Source organism: Agarivorans sp. Toyoura001 (assembly GCF_005405585.1).
In the GTDB taxonomy this organism is placed as follows: Bacteria; Pseudomonadota; Gammaproteobacteria; order Enterobacterales; family Celerinatantimonadaceae; genus Agarivorans.
This window is the reverse complement of record NZ_BJEQ01000011.1, coordinates 72,324-97,223: the sequence shown is the minus strand read 5'-3', so window position 1 is coordinate 97,223 and position 24,900 is coordinate 72,324. Positions and strand designations below refer to the sequence as shown.

The 24,900-nt window shown below is 45.3% G+C and carries 26 protein-coding genes; 8 read left to right on the top strand and 18 right to left on the bottom strand.

Annotated features, from left to right (window positions below; all coding sequences use genetic code 11):
* Positions 1-25: 25 nt before the first annotated feature.
* The 5 genes from mtnN to FFR00_RS13790 all read left to right on the top strand — a co-directional run bounded on the left by mtnN (position 26) and on the right by FFR00_RS13790 (position 5,659).
* Complete coding sequence (gene mtnN / locus FFR00_RS13810; protein WP_137673992.1) at positions 26-724, top strand: 5'-methylthioadenosine/S-adenosylhomocysteine nucleosidase; 699 nt, start codon at positions 26-28, stop codon at positions 722-724.
* Positions 724-1,671: a cobalamin biosynthesis protein gene (locus tag FFR00_RS13805; RefSeq protein ID WP_137673991.1), complete on the top strand. Its 948-nt coding sequence runs from the start codon at positions 724-726 to the stop codon at positions 1,669-1,671. Before mtnN ends, FFR00_RS13805 begins: the two co-directional genes overlap by 1 nt.
* A gap of 46 nt (positions 1,672-1,717) precedes the next feature.
* Positions 1,718-2,557: a cobalamin-binding protein gene (locus tag FFR00_RS13800; protein ID WP_161985171.1), complete on the top strand. Its 840-nt coding sequence runs from the start codon at positions 1,718-1,720 to the stop codon at positions 2,555-2,557.
* 337 nt (positions 2,558-2,894) lie between these two features.
* Positions 2,895-4,544 (top strand): peptidoglycan DD-metalloendopeptidase family protein, encoded by a 1,650-nt coding sequence (locus FFR00_RS13795; RefSeq protein WP_137673989.1) that lies wholly within the window; start codon positions 2,895-2,897, stop codon positions 4,542-4,544.
* An 8-nt stretch (positions 4,545-4,552) separates the two neighbouring features.
* Positions 4,553-5,659 (top strand): anhydro-N-acetylmuramic acid kinase, encoded by a 1,107-nt coding sequence (locus FFR00_RS13790; protein WP_137673988.1) that lies wholly within the window; start codon positions 4,553-4,555, stop codon positions 5,657-5,659.
* On the opposite strand, the gene FFR00_RS13785 is transcribed toward FFR00_RS13790, so the two are convergent.
* From FFR00_RS13785 to FFR00_RS13770, 4 genes are all read right to left on the bottom strand, one after another.
* On the bottom strand, positions 5,656-6,870 hold the full coding sequence (locus tag FFR00_RS13785; RefSeq protein ID WP_137673987.1) for a multidrug effflux MFS transporter: 1,215 nt from the start codon (positions 6,868-6,870) through the stop codon (positions 5,656-5,658). The two genes, FFR00_RS13790 and FFR00_RS13785, sit on opposite strands and share 4 nt — an antisense overlap.
* Before the next feature lie 91 nt (positions 6,871-6,961).
* Positions 6,962-7,486 (bottom strand): MarR family winged helix-turn-helix transcriptional regulator, encoded by a 525-nt coding sequence (locus FFR00_RS13780; protein WP_201798751.1) that lies wholly within the window; start codon positions 7,484-7,486, stop codon positions 6,962-6,964.
* Positions 7,487-7,556: 70 nt separating this feature from the next.
* Positions 7,557-8,408 (bottom strand): SDR family oxidoreductase, encoded by an 852-nt coding sequence (locus FFR00_RS13775; RefSeq protein WP_137673986.1) that lies wholly within the window; start codon positions 8,406-8,408, stop codon positions 7,557-7,559.
* Between the two features lie 48 nt (positions 8,409-8,456).
* On the bottom strand, positions 8,457-9,188 hold the full coding sequence (locus FFR00_RS13770; protein ID WP_137673985.1) for a siderophore-interacting protein: 732 nt from the start codon (positions 9,186-9,188) through the stop codon (positions 8,457-8,459).
* 100 nt (positions 9,189-9,288) lie between these two features.
* Between FFR00_RS13770 and FFR00_RS13765 the strand changes: the two genes are divergently transcribed.
* The gene (locus FFR00_RS13765; protein ID WP_137673984.1) at positions 9,289-9,714 is read left to right on the top strand and encodes a MarR family winged helix-turn-helix transcriptional regulator; all 426 of its coding nucleotides are present in this window, start codon (positions 9,289-9,291) and stop codon (positions 9,712-9,714) included.
* Positions 9,715-9,793: 79 nt separating this feature from the next.
* Here FFR00_RS13765 and FFR00_RS13760 read toward each other — a convergent pair whose 3' ends face one another.
* From FFR00_RS13760 to FFR00_RS13735, 6 genes are all read right to left on the bottom strand, one after another.
* Positions 9,794-10,099: a DUF1330 domain-containing protein gene (locus FFR00_RS13760; protein ID WP_137673983.1), complete on the bottom strand. Its 306-nt coding sequence runs from the start codon at positions 10,097-10,099 to the stop codon at positions 9,794-9,796.
* Positions 10,100-10,164: 65 nt separating this feature from the next.
* A complete protein-coding gene (locus tag FFR00_RS13755; RefSeq protein ID WP_137673982.1) occupies positions 10,165-10,398 on the bottom strand; it encodes a hypothetical protein in 234 nt (77 codons plus the stop codon).
* Positions 10,399-10,522: 124 nt separating this feature from the next.
* Positions 10,523-13,651: an efflux RND transporter permease subunit gene (locus FFR00_RS13750; RefSeq protein WP_137673981.1), complete on the bottom strand. Its 3,129-nt coding sequence runs from the start codon at positions 13,649-13,651 to the stop codon at positions 10,523-10,525.
* Entirely contained in the window at positions 13,651-14,754 is a 1,104-nt protein-coding gene (locus tag FFR00_RS13745) for an efflux RND transporter periplasmic adaptor subunit (RefSeq protein ID WP_137673980.1), read from the bottom strand. The genes FFR00_RS13750 and FFR00_RS13745 overlap by 1 nt, the downstream gene beginning before the upstream one ends.
* Positions 14,755-14,940: 186 nt before the next feature.
* A complete protein-coding gene (gene erpA / locus FFR00_RS13740) occupies positions 14,941-15,300 on the bottom strand; it encodes an iron-sulfur cluster insertion protein ErpA (RefSeq protein ID WP_137673979.1) in 360 nt (119 codons plus the stop codon).
* Between the two features lie 69 nt (positions 15,301-15,369).
* Positions 15,370-16,029 carry a DUF6776 family protein gene (locus FFR00_RS13735; RefSeq protein WP_137673978.1) on the bottom strand — a complete coding sequence of 220 codons (660 nt, stop codon included), beginning with the start codon at positions 16,027-16,029 and terminating at the stop codon, positions 15,370-15,372.
* A gap of 148 nt (positions 16,030-16,177) precedes the next feature.
* Between FFR00_RS13735 and hemL the strand changes: the two genes are divergently transcribed.
* Positions 16,178-17,461, top strand: a complete 1,284-nt coding sequence (hemL, locus tag FFR00_RS13730) for a glutamate-1-semialdehyde 2,1-aminomutase (RefSeq protein ID WP_137673977.1) — start codon at positions 16,178-16,180, stop codon at positions 17,459-17,461.
* A 32-nt stretch (positions 17,462-17,493) separates the two neighbouring features.
* On the opposite strand, the gene FFR00_RS13725 is transcribed toward hemL, so the two are convergent.
* On the bottom strand, positions 17,494-17,772 hold the full coding sequence (locus tag FFR00_RS13725) for a DUF2845 domain-containing protein (RefSeq protein WP_137673976.1): 279 nt from the start codon (positions 17,770-17,772) through the stop codon (positions 17,494-17,496).
* Between the two features lie 60 nt (positions 17,773-17,832).
* Positions 17,833-18,204, bottom strand: coding sequence for a YbaN family protein (locus FFR00_RS13720; protein ID WP_137673975.1), 372 nt, complete (start codon positions 18,202-18,204; stop codon positions 17,833-17,835).
* Positions 18,205-18,416: 212 nt separating this feature from the next.
* Between FFR00_RS13720 and FFR00_RS13715 the strand changes: the two genes are divergently transcribed.
* A complete protein-coding gene (locus tag FFR00_RS13715; protein ID WP_137673974.1) occupies positions 18,417-18,602 on the top strand; it encodes a hypothetical protein in 186 nt (61 codons plus the stop codon).
* A 66-nt stretch (positions 18,603-18,668) separates the two neighbouring features.
* Here the strand turns inward: FFR00_RS13715 and FFR00_RS13710 are convergent, their stop codons facing one another.
* The 6 genes from FFR00_RS13710 to FFR00_RS13685 all read right to left on the bottom strand — a co-directional run bounded on the left by FFR00_RS13710 (position 18,669) and on the right by FFR00_RS13685 (position 24,807).
* Positions 18,669-18,866, bottom strand: coding sequence for a hypothetical protein (locus tag FFR00_RS13710; RefSeq protein ID WP_235836231.1), 198 nt, complete (start codon positions 18,864-18,866; stop codon positions 18,669-18,671).
* Between the two features lie 20 nt (positions 18,867-18,886).
* Positions 18,887-19,078: a hypothetical protein gene (locus FFR00_RS13705; RefSeq protein ID WP_137673973.1), complete on the bottom strand. Its 192-nt coding sequence runs from the start codon at positions 19,076-19,078 to the stop codon at positions 18,887-18,889.
* Positions 19,079-19,701: 623 nt separating this feature from the next.
* On the bottom strand, positions 19,702-20,355 hold the full coding sequence (locus tag FFR00_RS13700) for a dUTP diphosphatase (RefSeq protein WP_137673972.1): 654 nt from the start codon (positions 20,353-20,355) through the stop codon (positions 19,702-19,704).
* Between the two features lie 27 nt (positions 20,356-20,382).
* On the bottom strand, positions 20,383-22,782 hold the full coding sequence (gene mrcB / locus FFR00_RS13695; protein WP_235836230.1) for a penicillin-binding protein 1B: 2,400 nt from the start codon (positions 22,780-22,782) through the stop codon (positions 20,383-20,385).
* A gap of 203 nt (positions 22,783-22,985) precedes the next feature.
* On the bottom strand, positions 22,986-24,173 hold the full coding sequence (locus FFR00_RS13690) for a patatin-like phospholipase family protein (RefSeq protein ID WP_137673971.1): 1,188 nt from the start codon (positions 24,171-24,173) through the stop codon (positions 22,986-22,988).
* 127 nt (positions 24,174-24,300) lie between these two features.
* Complete coding sequence (locus FFR00_RS13685; protein ID WP_137673970.1) at positions 24,301-24,807, bottom strand: porin family protein; 507 nt, start codon at positions 24,805-24,807, stop codon at positions 24,301-24,303.
* Between the last annotated feature and the right edge of the window lie 93 nt (positions 24,808-24,900).

The window sequence follows — 24,900 nt, the reverse complement described above, 5'->3', positions numbered from 1 at the left end:
TTTTCCTTTTGATAAAGAGACGGTTATGACTACAGCAATTATTGGTGCTATGGAACAAGAAGTGGTTGCACTTCGTGAATTGATCGACAATTGTGATACCTATAGTTTTGCTGGTTGTGAGTTCTACAGCGGTGAAATAAACCAGCACCCAGTGGTTGTAACTCGTTCAGGTATTGGCAAAGTAGCTGCCGCCATTGCCACCACTGTATTACTGCAACGCTACCAGCCAACCCAAGTGATTAACACTGGTTCTGCTGGCGGCTTTGACCCCTCATTAAAAGTAGGTGACGTGGTTATTTCAGATGAACTGCGTTACCACGATGTAGACTTAACTGCATTTAGCTATGAAATGGGTCAACTCCCTGCTAACCCAGCAGCCTATAAAGCCGACGCGAAATTAATTGAGGTAGCAGAACAAGCCGCCACTCAGCTTTCTGGTCACCAAATTGTTCGCGGACAAATTTGTACTGGCGATATCTTTATGGCCGACCCAGAGCGTGTAGCCAAAGCTCGTGCAGACTTCCCAAAAATGGCAGCAGTTGAAATGGAAGGCGCTGCAATTGCCCAAGTTTGTCATTTGGCCGATGTTCCCTTTGTGGTGATTCGTTCGCTGTCTGATATTGCAGGTAAAGAATCACCATCATCATTCGATGAGTTTTTAGAAACTGCCGCTAAACACTCAACCGCATTGGTATTAGCCATGTTAGAGAAACTCACTAAATAATGGATGAACACTCCTGGCTGTGGTTAAGCCTAAGTTTACCGTTGTTGGGTATTGCCCTAGAACGTTTATTACCTGGTCGAGGATTTGGCCAGGTAATGTTATTGATTCGCTGGTTTGGCGAACAACTAGCAAATAAAGTCAATCGCAGTACCAACGGCCCCAAACAACAACGCTTAGCAGGTGCTATTGCCTTGCTCACAGTGTTAACTCCTCTTGCCTTAGGCATTGCCTTATTCAATCAACTTAACCCTCTGAGTGCCTTGTTAGACGCACTATTGCTACTGTGTTTATTACAGTGGCAAGCCCCTATGCATAGCTTTCATCGAATTACCTTGCTACTGAATAAGCAACTACATCAGCAAGCCCGTGGCATTTTAAGGCCTTGGGTATTACGCGATTGTGATGGCTTATCGGCAGTAGGTGTGGCTAAGGCCTCGGCAGAAATGTTGCTACTGAGGTTGGCAGCCAATTGGTTTGGCGTGATTTTTTGGTTTATGTTGGGTGGCATTGTGCCAGCCTTAATCTACAGAATAATTAGTGAGTTACACCTAGCCTGGAATCCAAAACTCTCCCAGTATCGCCAATTTGGCAACAGTGCCAGCCGCTTTTATCAGGCACTGAGCTGGCTGCCTTTCCAGTTATTGGCGCTAATTATTTGTTTTTACGGCAAGCTTTCGCGTAACAAAGCAGCCTTAAGCCAAGGTTTTCGCTGGCCTTACAGCGCCAGTGGTAAGTTAATTAGCGTGAGTGCTAGCAGCTTACAAAGTGAATTAGGCGGCCCGCGCCACTATCAGCAGCAAAAAGTAGAACAAGCGCGCTTTGGCCCCGCCAAACAATACCCAGAAGCAGCAGAGCTTGATCGCTTAGCCTTAAAACTCAATATGAGTGCGCTGCTGTTCTTATTGATCTTAAGCCCAATTTACCTTGTTCGTGTTATCTACTTATAAGCGTTTTATTGTCGCAAACTTAGCCCTATTCCTGGCGGCTGTATGCTTGCTTTTTAGTTCCACCTTGCAGGCCAAACCACAACGTATTATTGCCTTAGCGCCACATTTAACCGAGCAAGTTTACGCCCTTGGCGCTGGCGATAGGCTGATTGCCACGGTAGATTACGCAGACTACCCGGAAGCCGCTAAAGCCCTGCCACGCATTGGCAATTATCAATACATCAGCTTAGAAAGCATTATTTCATTGAAACCAGATTTAGTGTTGGTGTGGAAACAAGGCAACCAAGAAAGTTTGGCGCAAAAGCTAAGAGCCTTGAACATTGACGTGTTTGTCTCTCAGCCCAAGCAACTGGCTACGCTACCCAAGCAACTCGCCACGTTAGGCGAAATATTGGGCGAACCAGAAACAGGCCAAAGGCTTAGCCACTATGCCGAGCAGCAACTGGAACAACTAGCCCAACAGTACCAATCGCAACGCCCTGTGAGTGTGTTTTATCAAATGTGGTACCAGCCATTACGGAGTATTTCAGCCAAAAGCTGGATAGACGATGGTATTCGCTTATGCGGCGGGGAAAACATTATGGCCGAAGCCGTTGCCCCTTACCCGCTGCTATCTGAAGAGTGGGTATTAAGTGCAGATCCTGAAGCCATTATTGTTGCCCAGTGGGAATTTACTCATTCGTGGGATAAATGGCCACAATTGCAGGCGGTAAAACATAACAATATTTACCAACTAGATCCCGATAAGGCGCATCGCCTCACTCTTCGCACCTTAGAAAGCGTAAACACACTGTGTAGCATGCTAGATAAAACCCGAAAAAAAACCCACTCAGATAAACCGAGTGGGACGAGAGCATATACGAGTGAAGAAAAATCTTCGTTATAAGTAATGGAATTCTTGTGCCAGCTTTGAGCTAATTTAGCATTCACATGGTCATTCGATAGACACCACCACCCCTAAAGAGGTATTTGGTTATTTATCTTGTTAAACAAGCCACTGTTTAATCATTCACCAACATTTATTCTTTGGTGACTTTTCCTTAATAAAACTGCGGGTTAAGCAACTAAAATCGATATTGCACCAGTACTTATCAAGCTGCGCCAAATTGGCCACCCGCTGCGCTGTATCCCTTATAGCTCACGGCTTGCGATGTAGAATCTGGCATTCTCCTCAGCATCTGGCTACAATCGCCGTAATCACTTGTTTGTATGTTGGAAGTAGATTGCAAAGCTTATTACCCAAACGCCACCGCCGAATCTTAATCATTCTCTTTCTTGTAGTAGTGGCTGCTCTTCTTTTCCCTAGCGAGCAAAGTTCTCCCAGTGCCAGCCAGCGCCAAAGCATAGACTTATCTGCAGCAGCAAGCAGTACGCAAAGCGTTGAACCCTTAACGCCGCAAATTAAAACCAAAGCTGAGCCGTCTATTGAGCAAATCAAGGTAGCTGAGCAACTTAAAGAAGCGGAGCAACAGCCTAGTGCTAAATCGCCTGAAGTGGAGTCAGTAGCAAAGACTCCGCAACCTAGCCAAGCTGCAGCCACGGAGCTTGTCAAAAACGAACCTGCCCCTGAGGCAAATCCTGAAACACATACCTTTGCATCAGAACAAGGTACGCCTTTAACAGCTAAGGCCGTTATCGAGCCAGATTCAAGCGGCGGTGAGGTCGATTTAAATGATGCAGCTGCAGTGCTTGAGCAAATTCAGCAAGGCAACGAATTGCATTTAGGCGTACGTTACCCTTTAGAATTGGCCATTGAGTCTGATCAAACGCCACTAGAACAAGAGCACTTTTATACGCTTAAACGCCAAACGGTTAAATCTGGCGATAGCATGGCGTTAATCTTTTCCCGCGTGGGGTTAAGCGCCCGCACCTTGCACAACATTGATCAACTAGGCGGCGAAGCGCGTAAATTACGTACCGTTCACCCCGGTGATACCCTAGATTTTTACCTCGATGACAACGATCAGCTTATCGAATTGCATTACCCTCAATCAAAATATCAAACTCTGATCATTGAACGTGACTCACAAGACCAATTTAGCGCTCGCATTGATACACAAGAGTTAGAAACTAGAACTAACTTTGCCCGTGGCACCATTAACTCAAGTTTTTGGAATGCCGGTATTAGCGCCGAGCTAAGCCAAGGCCAAATAATGGACTTGGCCGCAGTATTTGGCTGGGACATCGATTTTGCCTTAGACATTCGCAAAAATGACAGCTTTATGGTGTTGTTTGAAGAGCTATACGTAGACGGCCAATACGCCGGCAATGGCGATATCATTGCCGCTGAATTTATCAATCAAGGCGATGTATTTCGAGCTGTTCGTCACGACGATGGCAATTACTACACCCCTGAAGGCCGGCCAATGCGTAAGGCCTTTTTACGCGCTCCAGTTAACTTTAAATACATAAGCTCTAGCTTTAACCCTCGCCGCTTACACCCAGTAACCGGCCGAGTACGCGCTCATAACGGCATCGATTACGCCGCTAAAGTGGGCACGCCGGTACAAGCCGCTGGCGATGGCCGAGTCACCAAGTCGGGGTACAGCAAATACAACGGTAATTATGTGTTTATTCAGCACAGCAGCGCTTATGTCACCAAGTACTTGCACTTGCATAAACGTTACGTAAAAACCGGCCAGCGAGTAAAACAGGGCAAGAAAATTGGTACTGTAGGAGCAACAGGCCGAGTTACTGGCCCGCACTTACACTATGAGTTCTTGGTACATGGGGTACATAAAAACCCGCGTACGGTTAAGCTTCCTACCTCGACCCCACTTAAAGGAGAGCAAAAGCAACGCTTTATGCCTATTGCTAAAGCCCGTATTGAACAGCTAGATAATACCAAACGGGTATTACTGGCCATGAACTAGGCAAGGCGATGAGTGATATTTATCTAGGTTTAATGTCTGGTACCAGTATGGATGGCGTAGATGCGGTGGTAGTGGATTTTGCCCAATCCCCCCCCAAGCTACTGGCCCACCACCAGCAAGCTATTCCGGCTCAATTACTCAGCCAATTACACGGCTTATGTAGCCCAGCAGAGAACGAATTAGCCAACATGGCATCAGCTAGCGTGGCAGTTGCTGGCTTATTTGCTGATACTGCGAATCAAGCCATTCAGCTTGCTGGCTTAAGTGCCGATCACATCACCGCCATAGGTAGCCACGGCCAAACCATTCGCCACTTCCCTGAGCTAAGTTTTAGTTTGCAGATAGGCAGCCCAAGCCACATTGCGGTGCAAAGCAAAATAGATGTAGTGGCCGATTTTAGAAACAAAGACATGGCCTTAGGCGGCCAAGGTGCGCCCTTGGTACCAGCCTTTCACCAAGCAATGTTTAGTCATCCAAGTGAGCCACGTTTCATCCTAAATATTGGTGGCATTGCTAACATTACTGCTCTTGTTCCCAAACAAGAGTTACTGGGTTATGACACCGGGCCCGGCAATACCTTGTTGGACCAACACTTTAAGCGCTATCACCCTAGCGGTTTAGATTACGACGACAACGGTGACTGGGGCCGCAGCGGCACGCTGATACCTCGTTTACTAGAGCAGATGCTAAGCGATGATTATTTTAGTTTAAGCGCCCCCAAAAGCACTGGTCGTGAATATTTTCACCTAGCGTGGTTAGATAGCTTTTTAACGCAGCCTGAGTTTTCTATGGCCTCGCCAGAAGACATTCAATGCACCCTGCACCATTTAACCAGCCAAAGTATTGCTCAGCAGTTGTTAAGCTATGAAGAAGGTACGGTTTACTTGTGTGGTGGAGGTGATAACAATGGCTTTTTATTGGCGTTGTTAGCCAAGGCTTTACCCAAACTCACGCTGAGTAGAACCTCAGCGCTGGGCATACCAGAACAAGCCTTAGAGGCCATGGCATTTGCTTGGCTTGCCCGCTGCTTTGTGCAGCGACAAACAGGCAACGCCAGCTCAGTAACTGGCGCTAGTAAACCGGCTATTTTGGGTGGGTTTTATCCCGCTAATTAAGCTTCTTGGCTTAGCTCAGAGACTTTTTCAGTCACGTAAGATCGGTTTCTTACCAATAGCCATAAAGCCCCGCCCGTAAAGCCGATTACACACTGAATAGTGCCTAAGTTTTCAATCAAAGACTCAGGCCGTAACGACACCAATACCATACCCAGCGAACCGCACATCATCGCAAAAAATTGAATAATTGCCACCGCCGAACCGGTATCACTCTCTTGTTGTTCAAGCATTAGATTGGTGCCAGGTACACGCATACCAATTACCCCAACAGTGGCAGGGCCAGCAAGCATAGCAAACAGCCAAGGTGATAAATGCCCCGCGGTAAGCATTAGCACGCCGCATAGTGCCAATAAGCCAAAGCACATCATCACTATCGTTTGAACAGAGATGTGCTTAGATAACTTCATGTATATGCGTGGCCCAAATGAGGCTAACAAAGCATTGAATGCAAAAGCGTAACTAAACTCTTGCTCAGTAAGACCAAAGCCATTGACATAGATATACGACCCCGCAGCTAAAAACGCCATCATTGCCATGGCCGGAATAGAAAATATCCCCAGTAATGAAGTGAATCGAGGGTTTTTCATTACTACCGCTAAGCGCCCCCAAGAACGAACAATAGAACCGGTATAGCGCGTGTCTAGAGTTTCTCGGTAGCCAATGGCAAGTAGCGCAGACAAACCACCAAAAATGGCTAAAGCCACAAACATCATGCGCCAAGAACCAATCTTAAGTAAAAACGACCCGAGTACCGGCGCTACCATAGGGGCAATGATCACTAAGGACATAATGGTTGCCATTATTCTTTCACGCTCTCTGCCATCGTAAAGATCTTTAACAATGGCGGTAGCCACCACGGTAACCGCGCTGCCACCAAATGCCTGTATTAAGCGAGCACCAATCAGCATTTCAATATTAGGCACAAGGGCACATAAAACACTGGCGGAAATATAGATCCCCATGCCCACAAGCAAGATAGGTTTGCGGCCAAACTTTTCGCTTAACGGCCCCCAAAATAGAAGACCAACGGCATAAGTAACAAAATAAACACTGAGCGTTAAGTTCACCATGGTTTGATTGGTATTAAAAATATCGACCATTTGTGGCAAAGCGGGCAAATAGAGATCGGTGGTTAAGGGCGGAAACGCACTGATCACCACTAAAAATAGCAAGGTGCCCGTTTGCCCTAAAAAGGGTTGTTCTTTTTTCAAGGTACTACTCCAAACTACATTTAGTACAGGGGAGGAAACAATGCACAAGCGTTAACGCGAAGAAGACTTAGTTCATTGATTAAGGCAGTGCTTACTTTAAGTTGTGATTAATCCGATGCAGCAACGAGCAAAACAGCTGAGACTCTTCTTCACTAAAGTCCTCCAGCATGTCATTAACGATCTCCATTTCCACTTTGTCCAAACATGCTAGCAACTGCTGCCCACGTTCAGTTAAGGCCAGCAATACTGCTCGCTTATCGTCTGGATTGCCGTGCTTAGTGATGAGATCTTGTCGCAGTAAACGGGCTACTACCCGCGCTATTTGCGCTTTGTCTTTACTCATCGACACAACTAGCGTTTGCTGAGAGGCGCCTTCGCAGGCTGCAATATCGCTCATTGCCTTGTGTTCTAGGGGAGAAAAGTCCACCTGTTGGCGCTTTACCTCAGCCATCATTTTGGTTCGCGTTTTCAGGCGAATATCTCGCAATGCGTGATTAATAGAACGATGAATCGGCACGATTTCTCCAAACGAGATGAACTGAGTAAAATAGCGAATAAGCGTGTGAGACAGGCTGCGCTGCCAACATAGTTGACTGCGACAACTATGCTGGCACATTTAGTTGTTCTAATCAACTAAATATTAAGAGTAAGTCAATCCAGCTTTTAACCGCACCTTAGTCACTCAATCATAAAGATTTGTTTAAACTGGAAAAATAATCATCCCAAGCTTGATGCTGCCGCCCCGTTGCCGCTAAGAAATGGCTTGGATTATCCGCTTCGCCTTGGCGAATACCGTCATAAATACCTGAAATTACTGTTCCGATAAACTCACCCAGTTCAGCAATTCGCTCTTGTTTATACTCTTCAACCGACATCGGGGTGTAACGCAGCGTGGTGTTGAAAGCGCGATTAAAATACTCCGCTAAGTCGTATTGGCTAAGCGCCTCGCCATGTAAGTTATAGGTATTGCCATTGTGTTTATCATCACTGAGCATACATGCGTAAGCATGGGCTAATTCGGAACGCGTGGTATAGCCGCATTTTCCGTCACCGGCGCAGTTAGCAATAACCCCTAACTTCTTGTAGTTTTCTAGATATTCAATATCAGGTTCAATGTAGATGCCATTTCTACCAATCACCCAGTCTAGGCCACTTTCTCGAACATCTTGCTCGGTTTGGCGATTGCTTTGAATCACCGGTGAAAAAGCCGTTCCCTGTTCTGCGCCTTGTACGCTGGTATACACTATTTTTTTAACACCTGCGCTCTTGGCTGCACGAATAACATTTCGGTGTTGCGCAATGCGCTTGTCTGGCGCGTCCATACCAGATACCAGCAATAGTGCATCAATACCCTGTAAAGACTGCTCTAATTGGCCTTGGTTATTGTAATCACCAGGGCGAACTTCTACGCCCAAAGCGGCGGCTTTTTCTGGGGTACGCGCCAGTGCCACTACGTTTTCTTTCGACAATAAAGCGATAGTCGCTTTAGCGATTGCAGAGCCTAGCTGGCCGTTAGCGGCGGTTATTGCAATTTTCACGGTGTTCGTCCTCATCTCAATATTGTGGTCTTAAGTCATTTAGCAATCTTACAGTGGCTGAGCCTTCTTCTGAGCGCCAAAGCGGTCGGCATTTACGCCTTGTTTCCAATACCCTACTGCCGAAACATTCAATCTATTAAAGCCAATATCTTGCTGCAGAACCGGGCGTAATGTGCGAATACTTCTCGCTTCAAGCCCCAAGAATACCTGGGTATCTAGAGGCATGTTTTTGGCTCGCTCAAAGACTGCTTGCTCTAAAGTGCCAGTTGCTTCATCTTCAACAAACCATTCGGTATGCACCGAGTCGCGGTAATCCATTTCGATAATGTCTGCACGAGTCGGTACGCTAATCACCACGTTTACTTCGGCACTTTTATTAAAGCGTGGCACATAGCCGTTAATCGCATTTAGCGACGTGATGTCGCCCACTAACAAGTAGCTATCATGCTGATATTGAGTCAATTTCATTGGCCCTGGCCCAGCGATACCCAGGCTGTCGCCCACCTTTGCATTTTTGGCCCAGTCAGTCGCTGGCCCACTATGGCGATTAACCACAAAATCCAAGGCGAGCTCTTTGGTTTCAGCACTAAACGAGCGAATAGTATATGAACGCAGTATGGGATCTTTTTGGGTACTTTGTTGCAAAACTACTTTTACATGAGCGCCTTCTTTACCGATAGGAAAGTCACCTAAGCTATCGCCTGTTACCACTATTCGGCGCAGGTGTGGCGAAAGCTCAACAATATTAGAAACATGGGTTAATCGCATCTTTGGCTTCAAAGTGTTTCCTTCATTAGCTTGAATAACATCAATTAAGTTGATAAGGTCTACTATAGTTTAATTAAGTTGACATTGTCAACAAAATATCAAAGTAGGATCTATGGATAACCATTCAATTTCCAATACCATTTTCAGCATTGCACATTCATACCGCTTAACCATGCGTTCGGCACTTAAGGCTAGCGAGTTAGGTTTAAACAGCATGCATGTAAAATGTTTAAGCTATATTCACAACTCAGAAGCCTGCACGGCCAATGACATTGTTCAATTTTTGGGAAGAGACAAAGCGCAGATTGCTCGCCTAGTTAAAGAAATGATTAGCAATAACTGGCTAACAAAAACCGCCAACCCAGAAGATAAAAGAAGCCAGTTTTTATCACTAACTGAGGAAGGCCAAGCGCTAGCCGCGCTTATCGCCGATACACAGAGCAAAGTAAGTATAAAGATGAAGCAGAATTTAAGTGATGAAGAGTTAAAAGAGTTCAGCCGAATAGCTGGGATAATATCGAATAATCTAAAAAGCTAATGGCAAGTAATATAAGGGCTGAGCACAGGTTTTAACTGGCCAACTTCCACCCCAGCCCACGTCAATAATAAGAGCCTAGCTAGCTGTTTTTCTCATAGCTGGAAATGATAGTAGTACTAGCCACAGAGCCTTCAAAGTAGCGCTCTCTTACTTTCAAGTATTCAGGATTAGCAAAGAAGGCTTCCTTCGCTGAACGTTCGGAAAAATAAATAGTAAAAACACGGTTAATATCCCTATTCTCCTCAGGGCGTAATACTTCAGACACCTTAAAGTCGTAACCAAAACCGCCGCCGTAACTTGAGAGAATCGGCTTCATCGCATCACGGTACTGCAGGTACATATCGTCATCTAATACATGTAAACCCACTAACATTTCATATGACATTTGAACTACTCTTTTTGGTTACTGTCGGTAACGATGAATACCTAATCTAAAGGTATTAAGGTGTTTTACTTCAAGGTCGGCTCATCAAATATAATTAAGTCAGGTCCTTCAATTGAAGTAGAAAAATCAGATAAATGCAGATGCTCAAAGCCACTGCCATTTCTGTCCATTTTGTTAGCCGCTTGCTCTAAGAACTTAGCTATTTCTCGTAACTCTTTAGCATTAGTTGATAAAGTAATCTCGGACAATATCAAAGGAGAATTACCTTCAATGCTCTTTGAATAACCATAAACTTTCATTACTTTTACCTGGCTAAATCACCTGTAAACCACAACAAAATAGAAGGGTTCCCCCTTAAGTCTTAGCATAGTAAAACCTAAGAGAGTTGACATTAAAACTAAGCGACAAAGGCTAGGCCATTAACTACGCCCCTAACATCTCTTGTTCTTTGGCTTCTTCAAGCTCTGCGTATTTATCTTTTCGGCTAAACTTAGCGCCTAACATCAATAAACATGGGGTCAGGATTAAAGTCAGCAAAGTAGCAAAACTTAAACCACCCGCTACTGCAGTAGCCAATTGAGACCACCATTGTGAAGAGGGTGCGCCCACTTCAATCGTGCGTTCGAATACATCAATATTCAGCTGCAACACCATGGGCATTAAACCCAAAATAGTGGTGATGGTAGTTAGCATTACTGGGCGTAAACGCTGGGCGCCAGTGCGCATAATTGCTTCTTGCGCCGGTATGCCTTGCCTGCGTAATACGTTGTAGGTATCAATCAATACAATATTGTTGTTCACCACAATCCCTGCCAAAGTAATGACCCCTAGGCCACTCATAATAATGCCGAAGGCTTGCCCTGCCACTAACAGCCCCAGTAATACCCCTATGGTAGAAAACACTACCGCCGACAAGATAAGCAAAGCTTGGTAGAAGCTATTAAACTGGGTAACCAAAATAAGCCCCATAACAAACAGCGCCACCATAAAGGCCTTGCCTAAAAAGTCCATGGTTTCTTGTTCGTCTTCGTTTTGGCCGCGAAGTTTCACCTCAACCAAGGGGTCTAGCTCTAGTTGTTTAAGCTGCTCTTGTAATAGCGGCAATTCTAAACTTAGGTTTTGCCCTGGTGCCATATCGGCACTAACCGTAATCACTTGGCGGCCGTCTACTTTGTTAATCACGTCTTGCTTAGGCTTAGCTTCTAAAGAAACAAAGTTAGTGATAGGCACTAAACCGTATCCCGTTTTAACCCGTAGTTCACTTAAACGGCTAATGCTACGATTTTCTTCTGGAAAACGAACTCGGATTTCTAGCTCATCATCCACATCATCGGGACGATAATCACCGATATTTAAACCATTAGTCACAAACTGTACGGTATTACCCAGCAGCGTTACGTCGGCGCCAAAACGGGCGGCTTTAGCGCGGTCAACTTTAAGCTGCCATTCAATGCCTGGCTTAGTGGTAGAGTCTTCGGCGTTAACAAAGTGCGGATTATCGTCCACCATTGTACGGATCTTTTTCGCCATAGGTTCTAAGCGCTCAGGAAAGCGAGAGCTAAGTTCTAGCTGCACATCTTTACCCGCTGGCGGGCCTGCTTTATCTTTGCGAAACTCAATTTCTAAACCAGCGATGGGCGCTAGGCGCGAACGCATATCTTCAATGATTTCGTTAGCTGGACGACGCTCATTCCAGTCTTTAAGATTTACTCGAATATCGCCTAATTGGTCGCCACCCACTTTGGTGTAGAGGGTGTCGTAATCATCAAGCTCAACGATTCTACGCTCTACTTCTAACATCACTTGTAGCTTTTCATCGGTAGAATAATCGCCATGAGAGCGCACAATTATGTTGTAACCTACGGGCTCTACATCTGGGAAAAACTCTACCCCTTTACCAGCACTGCCGTAGGCCATAATCACTACAACGGCGATAACAATGCCCAAAGCTAATACGCGCAACGGTGCATTTACTGCCTTATGCAATACCCGTAAATAGACACCAGTTAAACCTTGTAGGTCTTTCCATTGTCCTTGGTCAGCTTTAATCAGCGCTTGTTGCTGCTTAGCACTTAGCTTACGCGGGCGACCAAAAATATTGCCTAGCGAAGGTACAAAGATCAACGCCATCACCAGCGAAGCACTTAAGGTGGCAATCAAGGTTAACGGCAAGTACCCCATAAACTGCCCGACCATGCCCGGCCACGCCAGCAACGGTGCAAACGCCGCTAAGGTAGTTGCGGTAGAAGCAATGATTGGCCATGCCATACGTTGTGATGCCAGCGAGTAAGCTTGGTGCCGTGGTACGCCTTCACTCATTTGCCTATCGGCAAACTCGGTGACCACAATGGCACCATCCACCAGCATGCCCACCGCCATAATCAGCGAGAACAAAACGATCATATTAATGGTAAGGCCGCCCAGCGATAACACCAAAATACCGGCTAAGAATGAGCCCGGAATAGCAATGCCGACCAACAAGGATGAGCGCACGCCCATTACCGCGATAATCACCACCACTACCAGTAACACCGCAGACAAAATGTTGTTTTGCAGCTCCGACAACATGGTGCGAATGTCTTTTGATTTGTCGCCAGCGTAATCCACAATCACCGAGTCTGGCCAAAACTTACGTTCGTCGGCTATCAGCTGTTTAACCTGCTCAATGGTTTCAATCAGGTTTTCGCCGGGGCGTTTACTCACTTCTAAAGAAATAGTGGGTTTGCCGTTTACTCGAGCGTAGGTGCTAGCGTCTTTAAAGGTGCGGCGTGCAGATGCTACATCTCCAAAGGTAACAATGCGGTCACCGTCCACTTTAATCGGTAACTCAATAACGTCTTTAACGTTTTCAAATACTGCTGGTACTTTTACTGCAAAGCGGCCGTTACCAGTATCTAAGGTGCCTGCGGTAACTAAGCGGTTATTACGGCTAACTAAGTTGTAAATGTCGGCTTGGTCGAGCCCATAAGATTCCATCAGCAGCGGGTTAACAATAATCTCTAAGAAGTCTTCACGGTCACCACCAATGTTTACTTCTAATACCTGCTTCATGGTTTCCATTTGGTCTTGCAGGTCACGTGCAATGGTTAGCAACGCACGTTGTGGCAAGTCACCAGACAGCAATACAGTAATAGCTGGTTGCTCGGTGGCCAAGGTCACTTGATGCACCTCAGGTTCGTCGCCGCCAGCTGGTAATTTAGGTTTAGCTTGGTCTACTTTAGCGCGTACATCGGACAAGGCTTGGTCGATGTCTACTCCAACTATAAACTCTAATACCACCGAGCCATGGCCCTCGCTCGCGGTGGCGGTCATTTCCTTAATGCCCTCTAAACCTTGCAGCTCTTGCTCCATAGGGCGAAGCAGCAAGCGTTCGGCGTCTTGCGGCGAAATACCGTCGTGCGGAATAGACACATAAATAACCGGGATCTCTACATCGGGATCCGATTCTTTAGGGATATTGTTATAGGTAATGATGCCGGCGATAAACAAGAACACCAACAGCGACAGCACCGTGCGGGTGCGCGACAAAACCGCTTCAATAAAGGCGTGCATTATTCAAGCCTCTCTTGGGCGAGTAGCTCCGCTTTGGTAACCGGTTCAACCTTGTCACCTTCACGTACAAAGCCTTGGCCCAGTACAATTACATCATTATCGCCAGTAAAGCCTGATAACCAAGCACCATCTGGATCTGAGCGTACTAAATCCGCCGGGATAAACTGCACCACGTCGTCCACTACCGTTTTAACGCCTAGGTTACCTTGCTCATCTAAGGCCAATACCGCAGGGCTAACTTTAATGGCAGCCACTTCTTCTAAGGGAATGCGCACACTGGCACTAACGCCGGCCATCAGTTTTTGGTCTTGGTTTTCTAGCAGTACTTCTACTTTAAAAGTGCGGGTATTGGCATCAGACAAGGTGGCGATGAAATCGATAGTGCCTTCTACTTCTTGGCCAGTAACCAAGGTCACGTAGGCTTTTTTATCTAACTTTAACTGGGAGATATCGCGCTCAGATACGTCGGTGCGTACCAATAACTGTTGGGTATCGGCTAACCGAAGAATCGGGTCACCAATGCCTAGGTAAGCACCCGCTTCTACAATGTTCTCTTCAAAAATACCTGTGTAAGGCGATAGCACTAAGGTGTTATCAATCGCCAAATTAAGGGTTTTTACCATTGATTCAGCTTCAACTAAGGATGCTTTGGCTTCGGCCAAACGCGCTTTACCTTGGAATCCTTGCTTGCTTAAAGCTTTTACACCAGCATATTCAATGGTGCGCTGCTCAAGTAATGCTTCGGCGCGTAATAGCTGCGAGCGACGGTCTTGAATATCTAAACGGGCTAAGGCTTGGCCTTTTTTGATAGGGCGCCCTTCGGCAACCAAAAATTCCACTAGTCGGCCAGAAACTTCAGCAGAAATAACACTTTGACGACGCGCTTCGGTTTGACCGTATAAATGCAAGCTACGTTCGATGGGCTCAGCAGTAAAAGTTTTAACTTGTACTCGAGTAAGTTGATGCTCGGTTTTAGTCGAATCTAGCGGTGCTTTTTCTGCAGAGCTAAGTTGTCCAGAGAGCATCCATAAGACAACTGCGATAACAATAATGATAGAAAAAATATATGGGCGAGCAGCAAAAAATTGTTTTACGGCAGACACAATCAAACACTCCCTGTTGACGATTCAATGGTAAGAGAATCAGTATACTAGGTAGAGCCTTTGATCTATATGCTTTCAAGAATACTACTGACAAATTTGCTACAAAGCCTGTGCTAAGACTAAGAAACAACAAAGCCACCTTGCGGTGGCTTACAAAACAATACAAACATTAGCTATTATTAAAATCTAAATACTAAAAGAAGACCCACAGCCACAGGTTGTATTCGCATTAGGGTTGTTCACTAAGAAACGTGAACCCTCTAAGCCTGAGGTAAAATCAACAATGCCGCCAACCAAGTATTGTAGGCTCATTGAGTCAACAACCATTGATACGCCCTGCTTCTCTACTAAGGTGTCGCCTTCATTCACTTTTTCATCGAAAGTAAATCCGTAAGAGAACCCAGAGCAACCACCGCCGGTGACATAGACACGCAACATTAGTGCTGGATTTTCTTCTTCAGCAACCAACTCTTTTACACGTGATGCAGCGGCATCGGTAAATTGAATCGGAAATGCGGCTTGTTCAGTTACAGCTTGCTCTGACACTATCAATTCCTTAAATATGTTAACTGGCGCAGATTATCTAATACCTGAGTAATTTGTTCAAGTATTATCCTAGTTCGGCCAGTTTTGCTGATGAACGATTTCGGCCTTCTTGTTCCACTTATTGCCTTTCACTTTTGCCGTAAGCTCTATGCGCTCCGGCTTAAACCCATCCGGCAACTTTAAGTCGGCATTTACTTCTTGAAAATAATGAAACTTAAAGCTAAGTGCAGCGGATTCTTGCTGCAGTTCGCTTAGTGAGTATTGAGCAGGCTGCAGGTCTTGGCTTCCGATAACCAGTAATTCTAAATCGCCTTTTAGCCAACGTTTATTGCGCGCAACCTGCATCAGCAATACTTGCATACGATAATAACCAGGGCTGAGCATTGGCTCGATATGTAACTGCTCTATCTTCATGCCGCCAGCTTGTTGCTCGGGCGCCATAATGGTTCGGTATACCAGTAACTCTTCGGTGATGCTTACATTTTGCTGGGTTAGCTCATCAATATTGCGTTTAAGCTGAGCCACTTCGGCTAAGCCAGTATCTTGCTCTAGCTGCACCATGGATAAACGCTGTTGTAAAACCGATTGGCTATCAAGGGCATTACTTAAACGCAGTTGCAATTGGCTAATCATTTGGTCTTTTTCTTCAACCACCACCGATAAACCATAAACACTTGTTAAAGCTAACGCGCCAATTAAACTCACCACTAACAACTTCGGCTTTGCCACTTTCTACCCACTTACCCTGAAAAAACGACAGTTTACCCAGATTTATCTCCGGCAACAAACCAGAGATGTAGCCCCCGTAGATAGTTTGCTATAGTGAGCCCAATTTAGCGCCCAAGCGGCCAGTATTTTTGATATTAAAGGATGCTTTATGTCTCGCTCAGAACAACTCTTTAGCCAAGCCCAGCAAACCATACCTGGTGGTGTTAACTCTCCAGTGCGTGCCTTTAATGGCGTGGGCGGTACGCCAGTGTTTATTGAACGAGCCGACGGCGCCCGCATTTATGATGCTGACGGCAATAGCTACATTGATTATGTTGGATCGTGGGGGCCAATGATTTTAGGCCACAACCACCCCGCTATTCGCCAAGCAGTGATTGACGCAGCCGCCAAAGGTTTAAGTTTTGGTGCGCCTACTGCCACTGAAATAGACATGGCAAACCTAGTATGTGAATTAGTGCCGTCTATGGATCAAGTACGCATGGTGAGTTCTGGTACTGAAGCGACCATGAGCGCGATTCGCTTGGCTCGCGGTTATACTAACCGTGACAAAATATTAAAGTTTGAAGGTTGCTACCACGGCCATGCCGACTCGTTATTAGTAAAAGCAGGCTCTGGCGCATTAACCCTTGGCCAGCCAAGTTCGCCGGGCATTCCTGCAGACTTTGCCCAACACACTCTTACTGCGACATACAACGATTTAGCCTCTGTAGAAGCACTGTTTGCCGAATATCCTGAAGACATCGCCTGTATTATTGTTGAGCCAGTGGCCGGCAACATGAACTGTATTCCCCCAGTGAAGGGCTTTTTAGAAGGCTTGCGTGCGATTTGTGATAAATACCAAGCGGTATTCATTATTGATGAAGTGATGACAGGTTTTCGCGTATCGCTAGGTGGAGCTCAAGCACATTACGGCGTTAAACCTGATCTAACCTGCTTAGGTAAAGTCATTGGCGGCGGCATGCCGGTAGGCGCATTTGGTGGTAGCAAAGAAATTATGGATAAACTGGCGCCTATTGGCCCAGTTTACCAAGCAGGCACGCTATCGGGTAACCCTATCGCGATGGCTGCTGGCTTAGCAGCGCTAACTGCACTTAAAGATCCAACGGTTCACCAGCACTTAAATGCAATCACAGAACGCTTAGCCAAAGGCCTGAAAGAAGCCGCTGATCGCCAAGCGATTCCACTGGCCGTAAATCAGGTAGGCGCAATGTTAGGTTTCTTCTTCACTGAAGAAACAAGTGTGACTAACTTCGCCCAAGCTTGTGCTTGTGATGCAGAACGCTTTAAGACGTTTTTCCACTTGATGTTAGAAGAAGGTATTTACTTAGCGCCTTCAGCTTTTGAGGCGTCATTTACTTCGTATGCGCATACCGAAGCGGATATTGACGCCACCATTGCGGCAGCAGAGCGCTGTTTTGCTCAACTAAAATAAGCTTATTAAACCGCGCTCGCTAAGGGCGCGGTTTAACGTAACCACTCTATTTTCACCACTTGACCAGTTTTTAAATACACAACATATTTCTTGCCGTTAATCTTATACAATACGCCTTCAAGTTTATTGAAGTTATCGCCGCTCACTACTTCTTCATATTCTGGTTTGCCACAAGCGCTTATCAATTCAAGCTTATCGGTACCTGATCGGATCCACGTGCCATTGCAATTCACATTAGACACTTCTGTTCCATTACCCGCATGAACAATATTCGCCAACAATAAGCTACAAACGATAAACAGTATGCGCATCAATAACCCTTAATATTAAATTTATTACTTAATAAGAATTATAGACAGAAAAAGAGACGCTTAGCGAAGCAACTTTTTAGTGGAAGGGCGAGTCCACAAAAACACCATTACTGCTAGCAGGCAGACACCAGCAACAATTCTTCCAATCCAAGGCACATTCATCCACAGCATTAATCCAGCAGAGATGGTGACCATTAGCGTAGCGCTTAATTTAGCTTTGAGGCTCACCACACCATGTTGGTGCCAATCATTAATTAAGGGGCCAAAGGTAGGGTGCTGTTGTAACCAGGCTTCGAAACGCGGTGAGCTTTTCGAAAACAAGGCTACCGCCAACAAAATAAATGGCGTAGTGGGTAACAAAGGTAGAAAAATACCTAGTGTTCCTAATAATACTGATAGCCAAGCGACCAGCATATAAAACAGTTTTAGCATGTAATGCAGCCCAAACAAAAGCAGAATGGCTATCTTACTCTTTCAGAACTCGATAAATAACTAATAGTTATGACTTGTGGCAAAACACAATTAGACATCTAGATGGCCAAATGTCATTCTACCTCTGCCGCCGATTTAATCAACAACTTGCGGGCGGCTAACAAATACCGCTAAAGCGCCTCTAGGCGCGAACTAATATTTAGGAGTTCGTTATGTTTGAAGCATTTCAAAAAGAAACCACTATTCACCCCACAAAGACTCAAGCAACTAGCAAAGGTTTGCCAACCATTGCCTTAAGCAATACTCAATTACACACTCAAGACTCAGAGTTATTAGCTTTGCTCAACGACTACTTTGAGCAACCTAGCTTTAGTGATCGTTGCCGACCAACAGCTTAGCCTAGCCAACCAGCAGATCAAAAAAGGCGATGTGAATTCACATCGCCTTTTTTGAAATCTGTTCACCTAACAAAACGGCGACTGTACTTCACCACGTAATGCTTCACGCTGACAAGTATGACGGTCAACACCGCTAGTACCTATTTGCAGACTACCCTGAGCACTATTGGCTGGAGTAAAAGAGGCTTGGCTAGCAGCGCTAAACATTAAGGCTGAACCAAACACAACACTGAGTAAACTGGTGGTTAAGGCTTTCATCATCATTCTCCTAATACTTTATCTGCTTAACAAAACGGCGACTGTACTTCGCCACGAATTGCTTCGCGCTGACAGGTATGACGGTCGACTCCACTGGTTCCTATTTGCATGCTTCCTTGCGCCCCACTTAAAGGGCCAACCGCCGCCTGACTAGCAGCGCTAAACATTAAAAAAGATCCAAACACTACACTTAACACTGTTGAAATAACGGCTTTCATAATAATTCTCCTGGTAATGATCCAAGACTGCGCAGCCATGTTCAAGAAGACCCAGTGGTCTACTGGCTTATTTCACAAAAATGAGAAAAAAATGAGGAGAAAGTGACGTAAATAGGAAAAATACTAGATTTATCTGAAACTTAACTTCGCTAAAAAAGTGTGATTTAGTTAACAATAAACTAGCAATAGGGGGGGGTTAAAGCGCTCATCGGAAATAAGCGCTTTATTAGAATAGTGGATGAATACCAACTACTCGACTACTTAGCATTGTTACGGGTTTGCTTATCACTAGACTTACTTGGACAAAAACTCGCACCTGAAGCACCTCTAAAACTTGAAACAGCCATAATATTTACCTCTACTACTTGGATTATGAAAGCGTGATTACCTACTTAACCACACAAAGTATAAGGAGCAATAACAAGGCCAGCTTTTCTTAAAAACCAATTTAGAGTAAAAATTCCACAAGCAAGTAGTTGAAAAGCATACCAATAGAATAATTGACTAGCTTTGCTGGGCATTTCACAAATAATCTAAAACAAGCGCGAGGAGAGGTGGTTTAGCGTATTGCAAATGCTCACAAAAAAGGCGCATCAATGCGCCAATTTGCAACAAAGCCTACATTACTTAGATTGGCTGTAGCGTTGATGTAGCGCCTGATACAAATCATCTTGGAAGCTCAAGCTAGTAGCATCCAAATCCAGCATCAACTCCACTAGGTGTTCGTTATCTTCTCGACCGCCCCACACTTTTCGATAAGTGCCTTGTTTATAGCCGTTGTCTTGGCGGAAAAAGTTAAGCACATTTTTGCTCACATATTGCTGGTAAAGATCCACCCAAGTCATTTGGCAATCCGCTAACAAGGCTGAGAACAGACCAATACTGGTACGTTTGGCCGCCGCTAAGCCAATGAGTAACTCTAGTTTTTCTAACAAATTAAGTTCAGAGAACTGCCAAGTATTACCATCAAACTCTAGCGATGTTTCGTCGATATGGGCAAAAACATGGGCCTGAGCGGGTGCATGCTCCCCATTTGCTTGTAGTAAAAGCTCTGACAATACAAAATGCCAAATATCTACTAGCTCCATTTGCAGCTGCTCTAAGTCGCAGTCTTGTTTTTTCCACCATTTCCAGCCGTGATGCTCAATGGCTTCCGCGCCTTCAATAACAACCGCACGTAAAAACGGTGAACGCGTAGCCAGCCAATCTGGATTCACTTTAGCGTTCATGTTGTCTTGCAGTTGCAGCATTATTTTCGCTTGGTTTGCTTGTAACATTACGAGTCCTTAATCGATTAATTCGGCTTAGTTAAATATACTTTGTAGCCAGGTTTTAGCCTTGGTCGCAGTGTGTTGTACACAGCCTTCGGCCAGCTCTGCTTGGCTACTTGGAGCAGGCAATAATTGGGTTTCACCACAGCCAGCCGATGTAGGATGGCCATTACTTTTAGCAAAGTGAACCCAAGATAGTTGATCCGGTTGCATCGCTCTTAGCGATTGCGGGTAAGAAGTTTTTAAGTAGGCAGCATACACTGGCAACGCAGCTGACGAACCGGTGACAGCAGCAGGTTTATTATCATCTCGGCCCACCCATACAGTGACAATTTCTCGCTGATCGATGCCTACATACCAACTGTCTCTTAAATCGTTGGTCGTGCCCGTTTTACCGGCTAAATCAACTTTAGGAATACGCCATTTCAGTGAACGAGCAGTACCACTGCGCGTGACTTGGCTCATCCCATATAAAGTGAGGAAATTACTCATTTCCGACCATCGGCGTTCAACATTGCTATCGGCGCGATACAATACATTGCCGTGGCCATCATTTACTTGATGCACCGCGTACAATGGGCGATATTCACCATCGCCTCCTAGAGTTTGGTATAACTGCGCCATTTGAAAGGGCGACAAACTCAAACTACCCAACAATAACGAAGGGTAAGCGCGAGTATTTTCCTGCAAGCCCGCTAATTTAAGCGTATCAACGACTGAATCGACCCCAACTTCTAGACCTAAACGAACCGTAGGCACGTTTAACGACTCGGCTAGAGCACGCACTAACATTACTGGCTCACTAAAGGTTTTATCGTAGTTGTTGGGCTGCCAATGGGTACCGTCATCTAAAGGAACAGAGAGCGGGCTATTATCCAGTAACTCGCCTAACTGATGGCCTTGCTCTAGGGCAGTAAGATACACAAACGGTTTAACCAGCGAACCAATTTGACGACGCGCGTCTAGCGCGCGGTTAAATCCATGATTATTTTTTTCGCGGCCACCAATTAAGGCACGAATAGCTCCACTATGGCGCTCACTAATCACCATCGCTGTTTGTAGCTGCTTTTTATTGCCTTTGTCGAGTTGCTCTAATACCGACTGCGCTGCAGTTTGAGCGTGGCGCTGTGACAAAGGATCCAGCGTGGTGAATACTTTCACCCCGTTGTGGCTGCTCCAGTCGTTAGCATATTGCTTTAATTCGCGGCGCACTAAAGAGACAAAGCCCGGCGTTTTTTGATAACCCATGCTGCCACGTTTGCTCAAGCCTAAAGGCTGTTTAACCGCCAGCTTGTAGCGCTCTGCCGATATCTCGCCTTCTTCAGCCAAGATACGTAATACAATATCACGACGATTTAATGCACGCTCTTCACGGCGCCACGGGTCGTAATAAGACGGCCCCTTGATAATTGCCACCAACAACGCCACTTGCTCGACCGATAAATCAGTGACGGGGCGTCCGAAATAAAAGTAACTGGCCAAGCCGATACCGTGTACCGCATTGCTGCCATTTTGGCCCAGATACACTTCGTTAAAGTAACTCTCCAATATCTCATCTTTGCTGTAACGAAAATCAATCAGCAGAGCCATGTATGCCTCTTGAAGTTTTCGCCACAGAGTACGGTCACGGGTTAAAAAGAAGTTTTTCGCTAATTGCTGGGTAATGGTACTTCCCCCCTGCACCGTTCGCCCAGCCCGTAAATTAACCACTAAGGCTCGAGCAATTGCCATAGGTGACACACCATCATGCTGATAAAACTGACGGTCTTCGGTGAGAATAAGTGCGAGCTTTAGCGATTCTGGAATCTCATTAAGCGGCACAAATAGTCGGTCTTCTTGCTCGGTTACATTTAAGCGTTCTAGCAATACTGGATCGAGTCGGGTTTGGGCTATCTCTTCTCCGCTATCGCGATGCTGAATTTTAGCTAAACGTGATGGGCTAAAGGTGAGTAACATCGGCAATTCTGGTTCGACGCCATCGGCAAATTCAAACTGCCTGCGTACCACTTCAATTTTGGTTTCAGATACCGCATATTCACCACCACGTTTGGCCCGTTTTACTTTGCGGTAATTAAGTAAGGCTAATTCATCTTGTAGCTCTTTTCGGCTTAAGCGAAGCCCTGGATAGAGTTGAAGCTCACGGCCATAAACCGCAGCAGGTAACTGCCACTTGTCTCCGGCAAAACGCTGTTGAATCTGTCTATCTAATACAATTCCCCATGCCACTAACACCACAATACCAACTACAGCCAGTTTCCAGCCGATTCGCCATAAACGTTTACCGAGAGAGACTTTTTTGGTGGTTTTTTTAGCACTGCGTGGCTTGGTGGTTTTCTTGGCTGGAGATCGCTTGGCTTTACTGGCGGGCTTTTTAGCAGTCGTTTTTTTAGGACTTGGCTTTTTAGCCGAAGAATTGGGCTGTTTTGGACTCATACTGCCTTACTGCTTAATCAAACGTTAGTTATTAGCCAGCCAAAAATGTAGCGAGAAAGGGCCAGCGAAGAGAGCCATAAGGATACTCTCCCTTGCTACGTTTTATAAGCATAAATTAGTATTAGCCCTACTCGCCCCTCTAACAGTAAATAAAACGGGTAAATGCTATACGGTTTACTCGAACACCCCCGTTACAGACCAACTTAATTTGCCTGTAAGCTAGGCGGTAGGGTTTGCCAAAGGCCTTCATTCATGGTTTTTTGGTAAGCGTAGTCGTACACGGCGTTCATATATTCTTTAGTAAAAGCCTCGTCTTTAATTAACTCAAAATCATCATCAATATATGCCAATTTAAAACGCATATTATGACGCTGAGAAAAGTGATAAATATGCTCTACATCTCCAATGCCTTGATTACGAATCATGGTTGATAATGAACGCAAGCTAATGTCGGTAAGATTGTTCTCTACTACCTGATAAAAAGGCTTTAATACGCCATTACGAATCACATAAACATGTTGCGGTAACCCATTAACATAGTCGCTATGGTAGGCCCATTGTGGCGCTAAAAATACTTGGCGAGAAACACCACCATCTACATGTAGTTCTTCAAAACGCTGATGGCCATCATCAATCACTATGCTTTTAGCGGGGAATGCACCGGGCACAGAACTGCTAGCAATAATAATGTTTTGAATCAGCTCTACGGCTTGATCGCTACCCTCTTGGGCAATTTTTCCTACATCCCACATCGATAACTTTTCATTATCAAGGTTCGTAGTACCAATAATCAGCAGCCGGCCCTCGCTACGTTGTTTGGCTAATTGGCTAACAATATCAGCATCAATGTAGCTACGAACCTGCCGTTCAAACCCGTTAGTGTCTAAAACCGCTTCTCCGCCCAACAAGCTCCAGTAACTGTTCACTTCAAACAGGCTGCTTAAGCTCGTTTGGGTATAATATTTTTTTAGTATATGGTCGTAGTCGCTGCCGAGGTAAGCGAATATAGATACAATCGCGCCAGTAGACACACCGGTCACTAAATCAAACTCAGGGCGGTTTCCTTTCGCTGTCCACGCATTCAATACACCAGCAGAAAATGCACCATTAATCCCACCACCCGATAACGCTAGGTGATACACCTGATCTTGATCTTGCGCTCTGCTTTTTTTTCGACTGCGTAAGATATGCTGGTACTCGGTCTCTAAATCGTGGCCTGTGATTTCTTTACTTTCGCCGTCCCAATAACGAATGCCTGAGGTTGCTAAAGGTGACATTAATTCTGAATGCTGAGAGGCATTTCTTGGCGGCGCGCTGCAAGCAACCAATAACAGCAAACTAAACAAGCACAGGGGTTTGAGGGTCACAAATTTACACAGCTGGCTAGCCATGAGGGCGTACTCCAATTCAATTGATGTAAGAATAAATGGTAATAAAGAGGGGGAACAGACATTGTAAAGACGACGTTGATTAAAACACTAGGCTGGCATCCGTGCTCAGCCAATAGTAGAAAACCGTTTAGAAATGGTAATCAACTGACAGCATAACTTGCTGGGTATCATTTAAACTAAAGTTCGCTTCTTCGTAGTCTTGCTCTAAATAGCGATAGCTTAGTTCAGCACTCCAATTGCTATTAATGTTGTAGATTGCGCCCACTTGGCCACCCCAAACAAACTCAGTAGAGCTTTGATCGTTAATTTCGCTATCAGCTGCGCCCATTGAAGCACCAGCAAATAAACTGAATTGCTCGTTTAATGGGTACAAATAGTCGTAAGAAGCGAGGAAAGTATTTTGGCTAAGTTCATCCATATAGGCGTAAGTGCCCATTACTCGATGATTGTCATTAATAATAGCACCACCACGTAACTGATAGGTTGCGCCGTCATCTTCGCCGTTATACATACCCTTTACATTATCAGCCTGATAACCCACACCCGCGCCAGCGAACCAATCTAGATCAGCTGCGATAACGCCGGTAGACAGTGAAGAAACAATCAGTGCGCCTAATAAAGTTTTTTTATTCATAATGCTAGCTCTCACAATTTATAATAAATCATGACCAGTCACTCTATAGAAGGAGTCACTCGTCAGCATCTCTCTCAATAATTAAGTTGAGAT

Excerpts from the sequence above, each read along its gene's own strand:
- FFR00_RS13690 (WP_137673971.1), bottom strand. The coding sequence starts at position 24,173 with ATGGCTAGCCAGCTGTGTAAATTTGTGACCCTCAAACCCCTGTGCTTG.
- FFR00_RS13700 (WP_137673972.1), bottom strand. The coding sequence starts at position 20,355 with ATGTTACAAGCAAACCAAGCGAAAATAATGCTGCAACTGCAAGACAAC.
- FFR00_RS13715 (WP_137673974.1), top strand. The coding sequence starts at position 18,417 with ATGTTTGAAGCATTTCAAAAAGAAACCACTATTCACCCCACAAAGACT.
- FFR00_RS13760 (WP_137673983.1), bottom strand. The coding sequence starts at position 10,099 with ATGTCATATGAAATGTTAGTGGGTTTACATGTATTAGATGACGATATG.
- FFR00_RS13750 (WP_137673981.1), bottom strand. The coding sequence starts at position 13,651 with ATGCACGCCTTTATTGAAGCGGTTTTGTCGCGCACCCGCACGGTGCTG.
- FFR00_RS13685 (WP_137673970.1), bottom strand. The coding sequence starts at position 24,807 with ATGAATAAAAAAACTTTATTAGGCGCACTGATTGTTTCTTCACTGTCT.
- hemL (WP_137673977.1), top strand. The coding sequence starts at position 16,178 with ATGTCTCGCTCAGAACAACTCTTTAGCCAAGCCCAGCAAACCATACCT.
- mrcB (WP_235836230.1), bottom strand. The coding sequence starts at position 22,782 with ATGAGTCCAAAACAGCCCAATTCTTCGGCTAAAAAGCCAAGTCCTAAA.
- FFR00_RS13710 (WP_235836231.1), bottom strand. The coding sequence starts at position 18,866 with ATGATGATGAAAGCCTTAACCACCAGTTTACTCAGTGTTGTGTTTGGT.
- FFR00_RS13720 (WP_137673975.1), bottom strand. The coding sequence starts at position 18,204 with ATGCTAAAACTGTTTTATATGCTGGTCGCTTGGCTATCAGTATTATTA.
- FFR00_RS13790 (WP_137673988.1), top strand. The coding sequence starts at position 4,553 with ATGAGTGATATTTATCTAGGTTTAATGTCTGGTACCAGTATGGATGGC.
- FFR00_RS13755 (WP_137673982.1), bottom strand. The coding sequence starts at position 10,398 with ATGAAAGTTTATGGTTATTCAAAGAGCATTGAAGGTAATTCTCCTTTG.
- mtnN (WP_137673992.1), top strand. The coding sequence starts at position 26 with ATGACTACAGCAATTATTGGTGCTATGGAACAAGAAGTGGTTGCACTT.
- FFR00_RS13765 (WP_137673984.1), top strand. The coding sequence starts at position 9,289 with ATGGATAACCATTCAATTTCCAATACCATTTTCAGCATTGCACATTCA.
- FFR00_RS13780 (WP_201798751.1), bottom strand. The coding sequence starts at position 7,486 with ATGTGCCAGCATAGTTGTCGCAGTCAACTATGTTGGCAGCGCAGCCTG.
- FFR00_RS13805 (WP_137673991.1), top strand. The coding sequence starts at position 724 with ATGGATGAACACTCCTGGCTGTGGTTAAGCCTAAGTTTACCGTTGTTG.
- FFR00_RS13725 (WP_137673976.1), bottom strand. The coding sequence starts at position 17,772 with ATGCGCATACTGTTTATCGTTTGTAGCTTATTGTTGGCGAATATTGTT.
- FFR00_RS13705 (WP_137673973.1), bottom strand. The coding sequence starts at position 19,078 with ATGAAAGCCGTTATTTCAACAGTGTTAAGTGTAGTGTTTGGATCTTTT.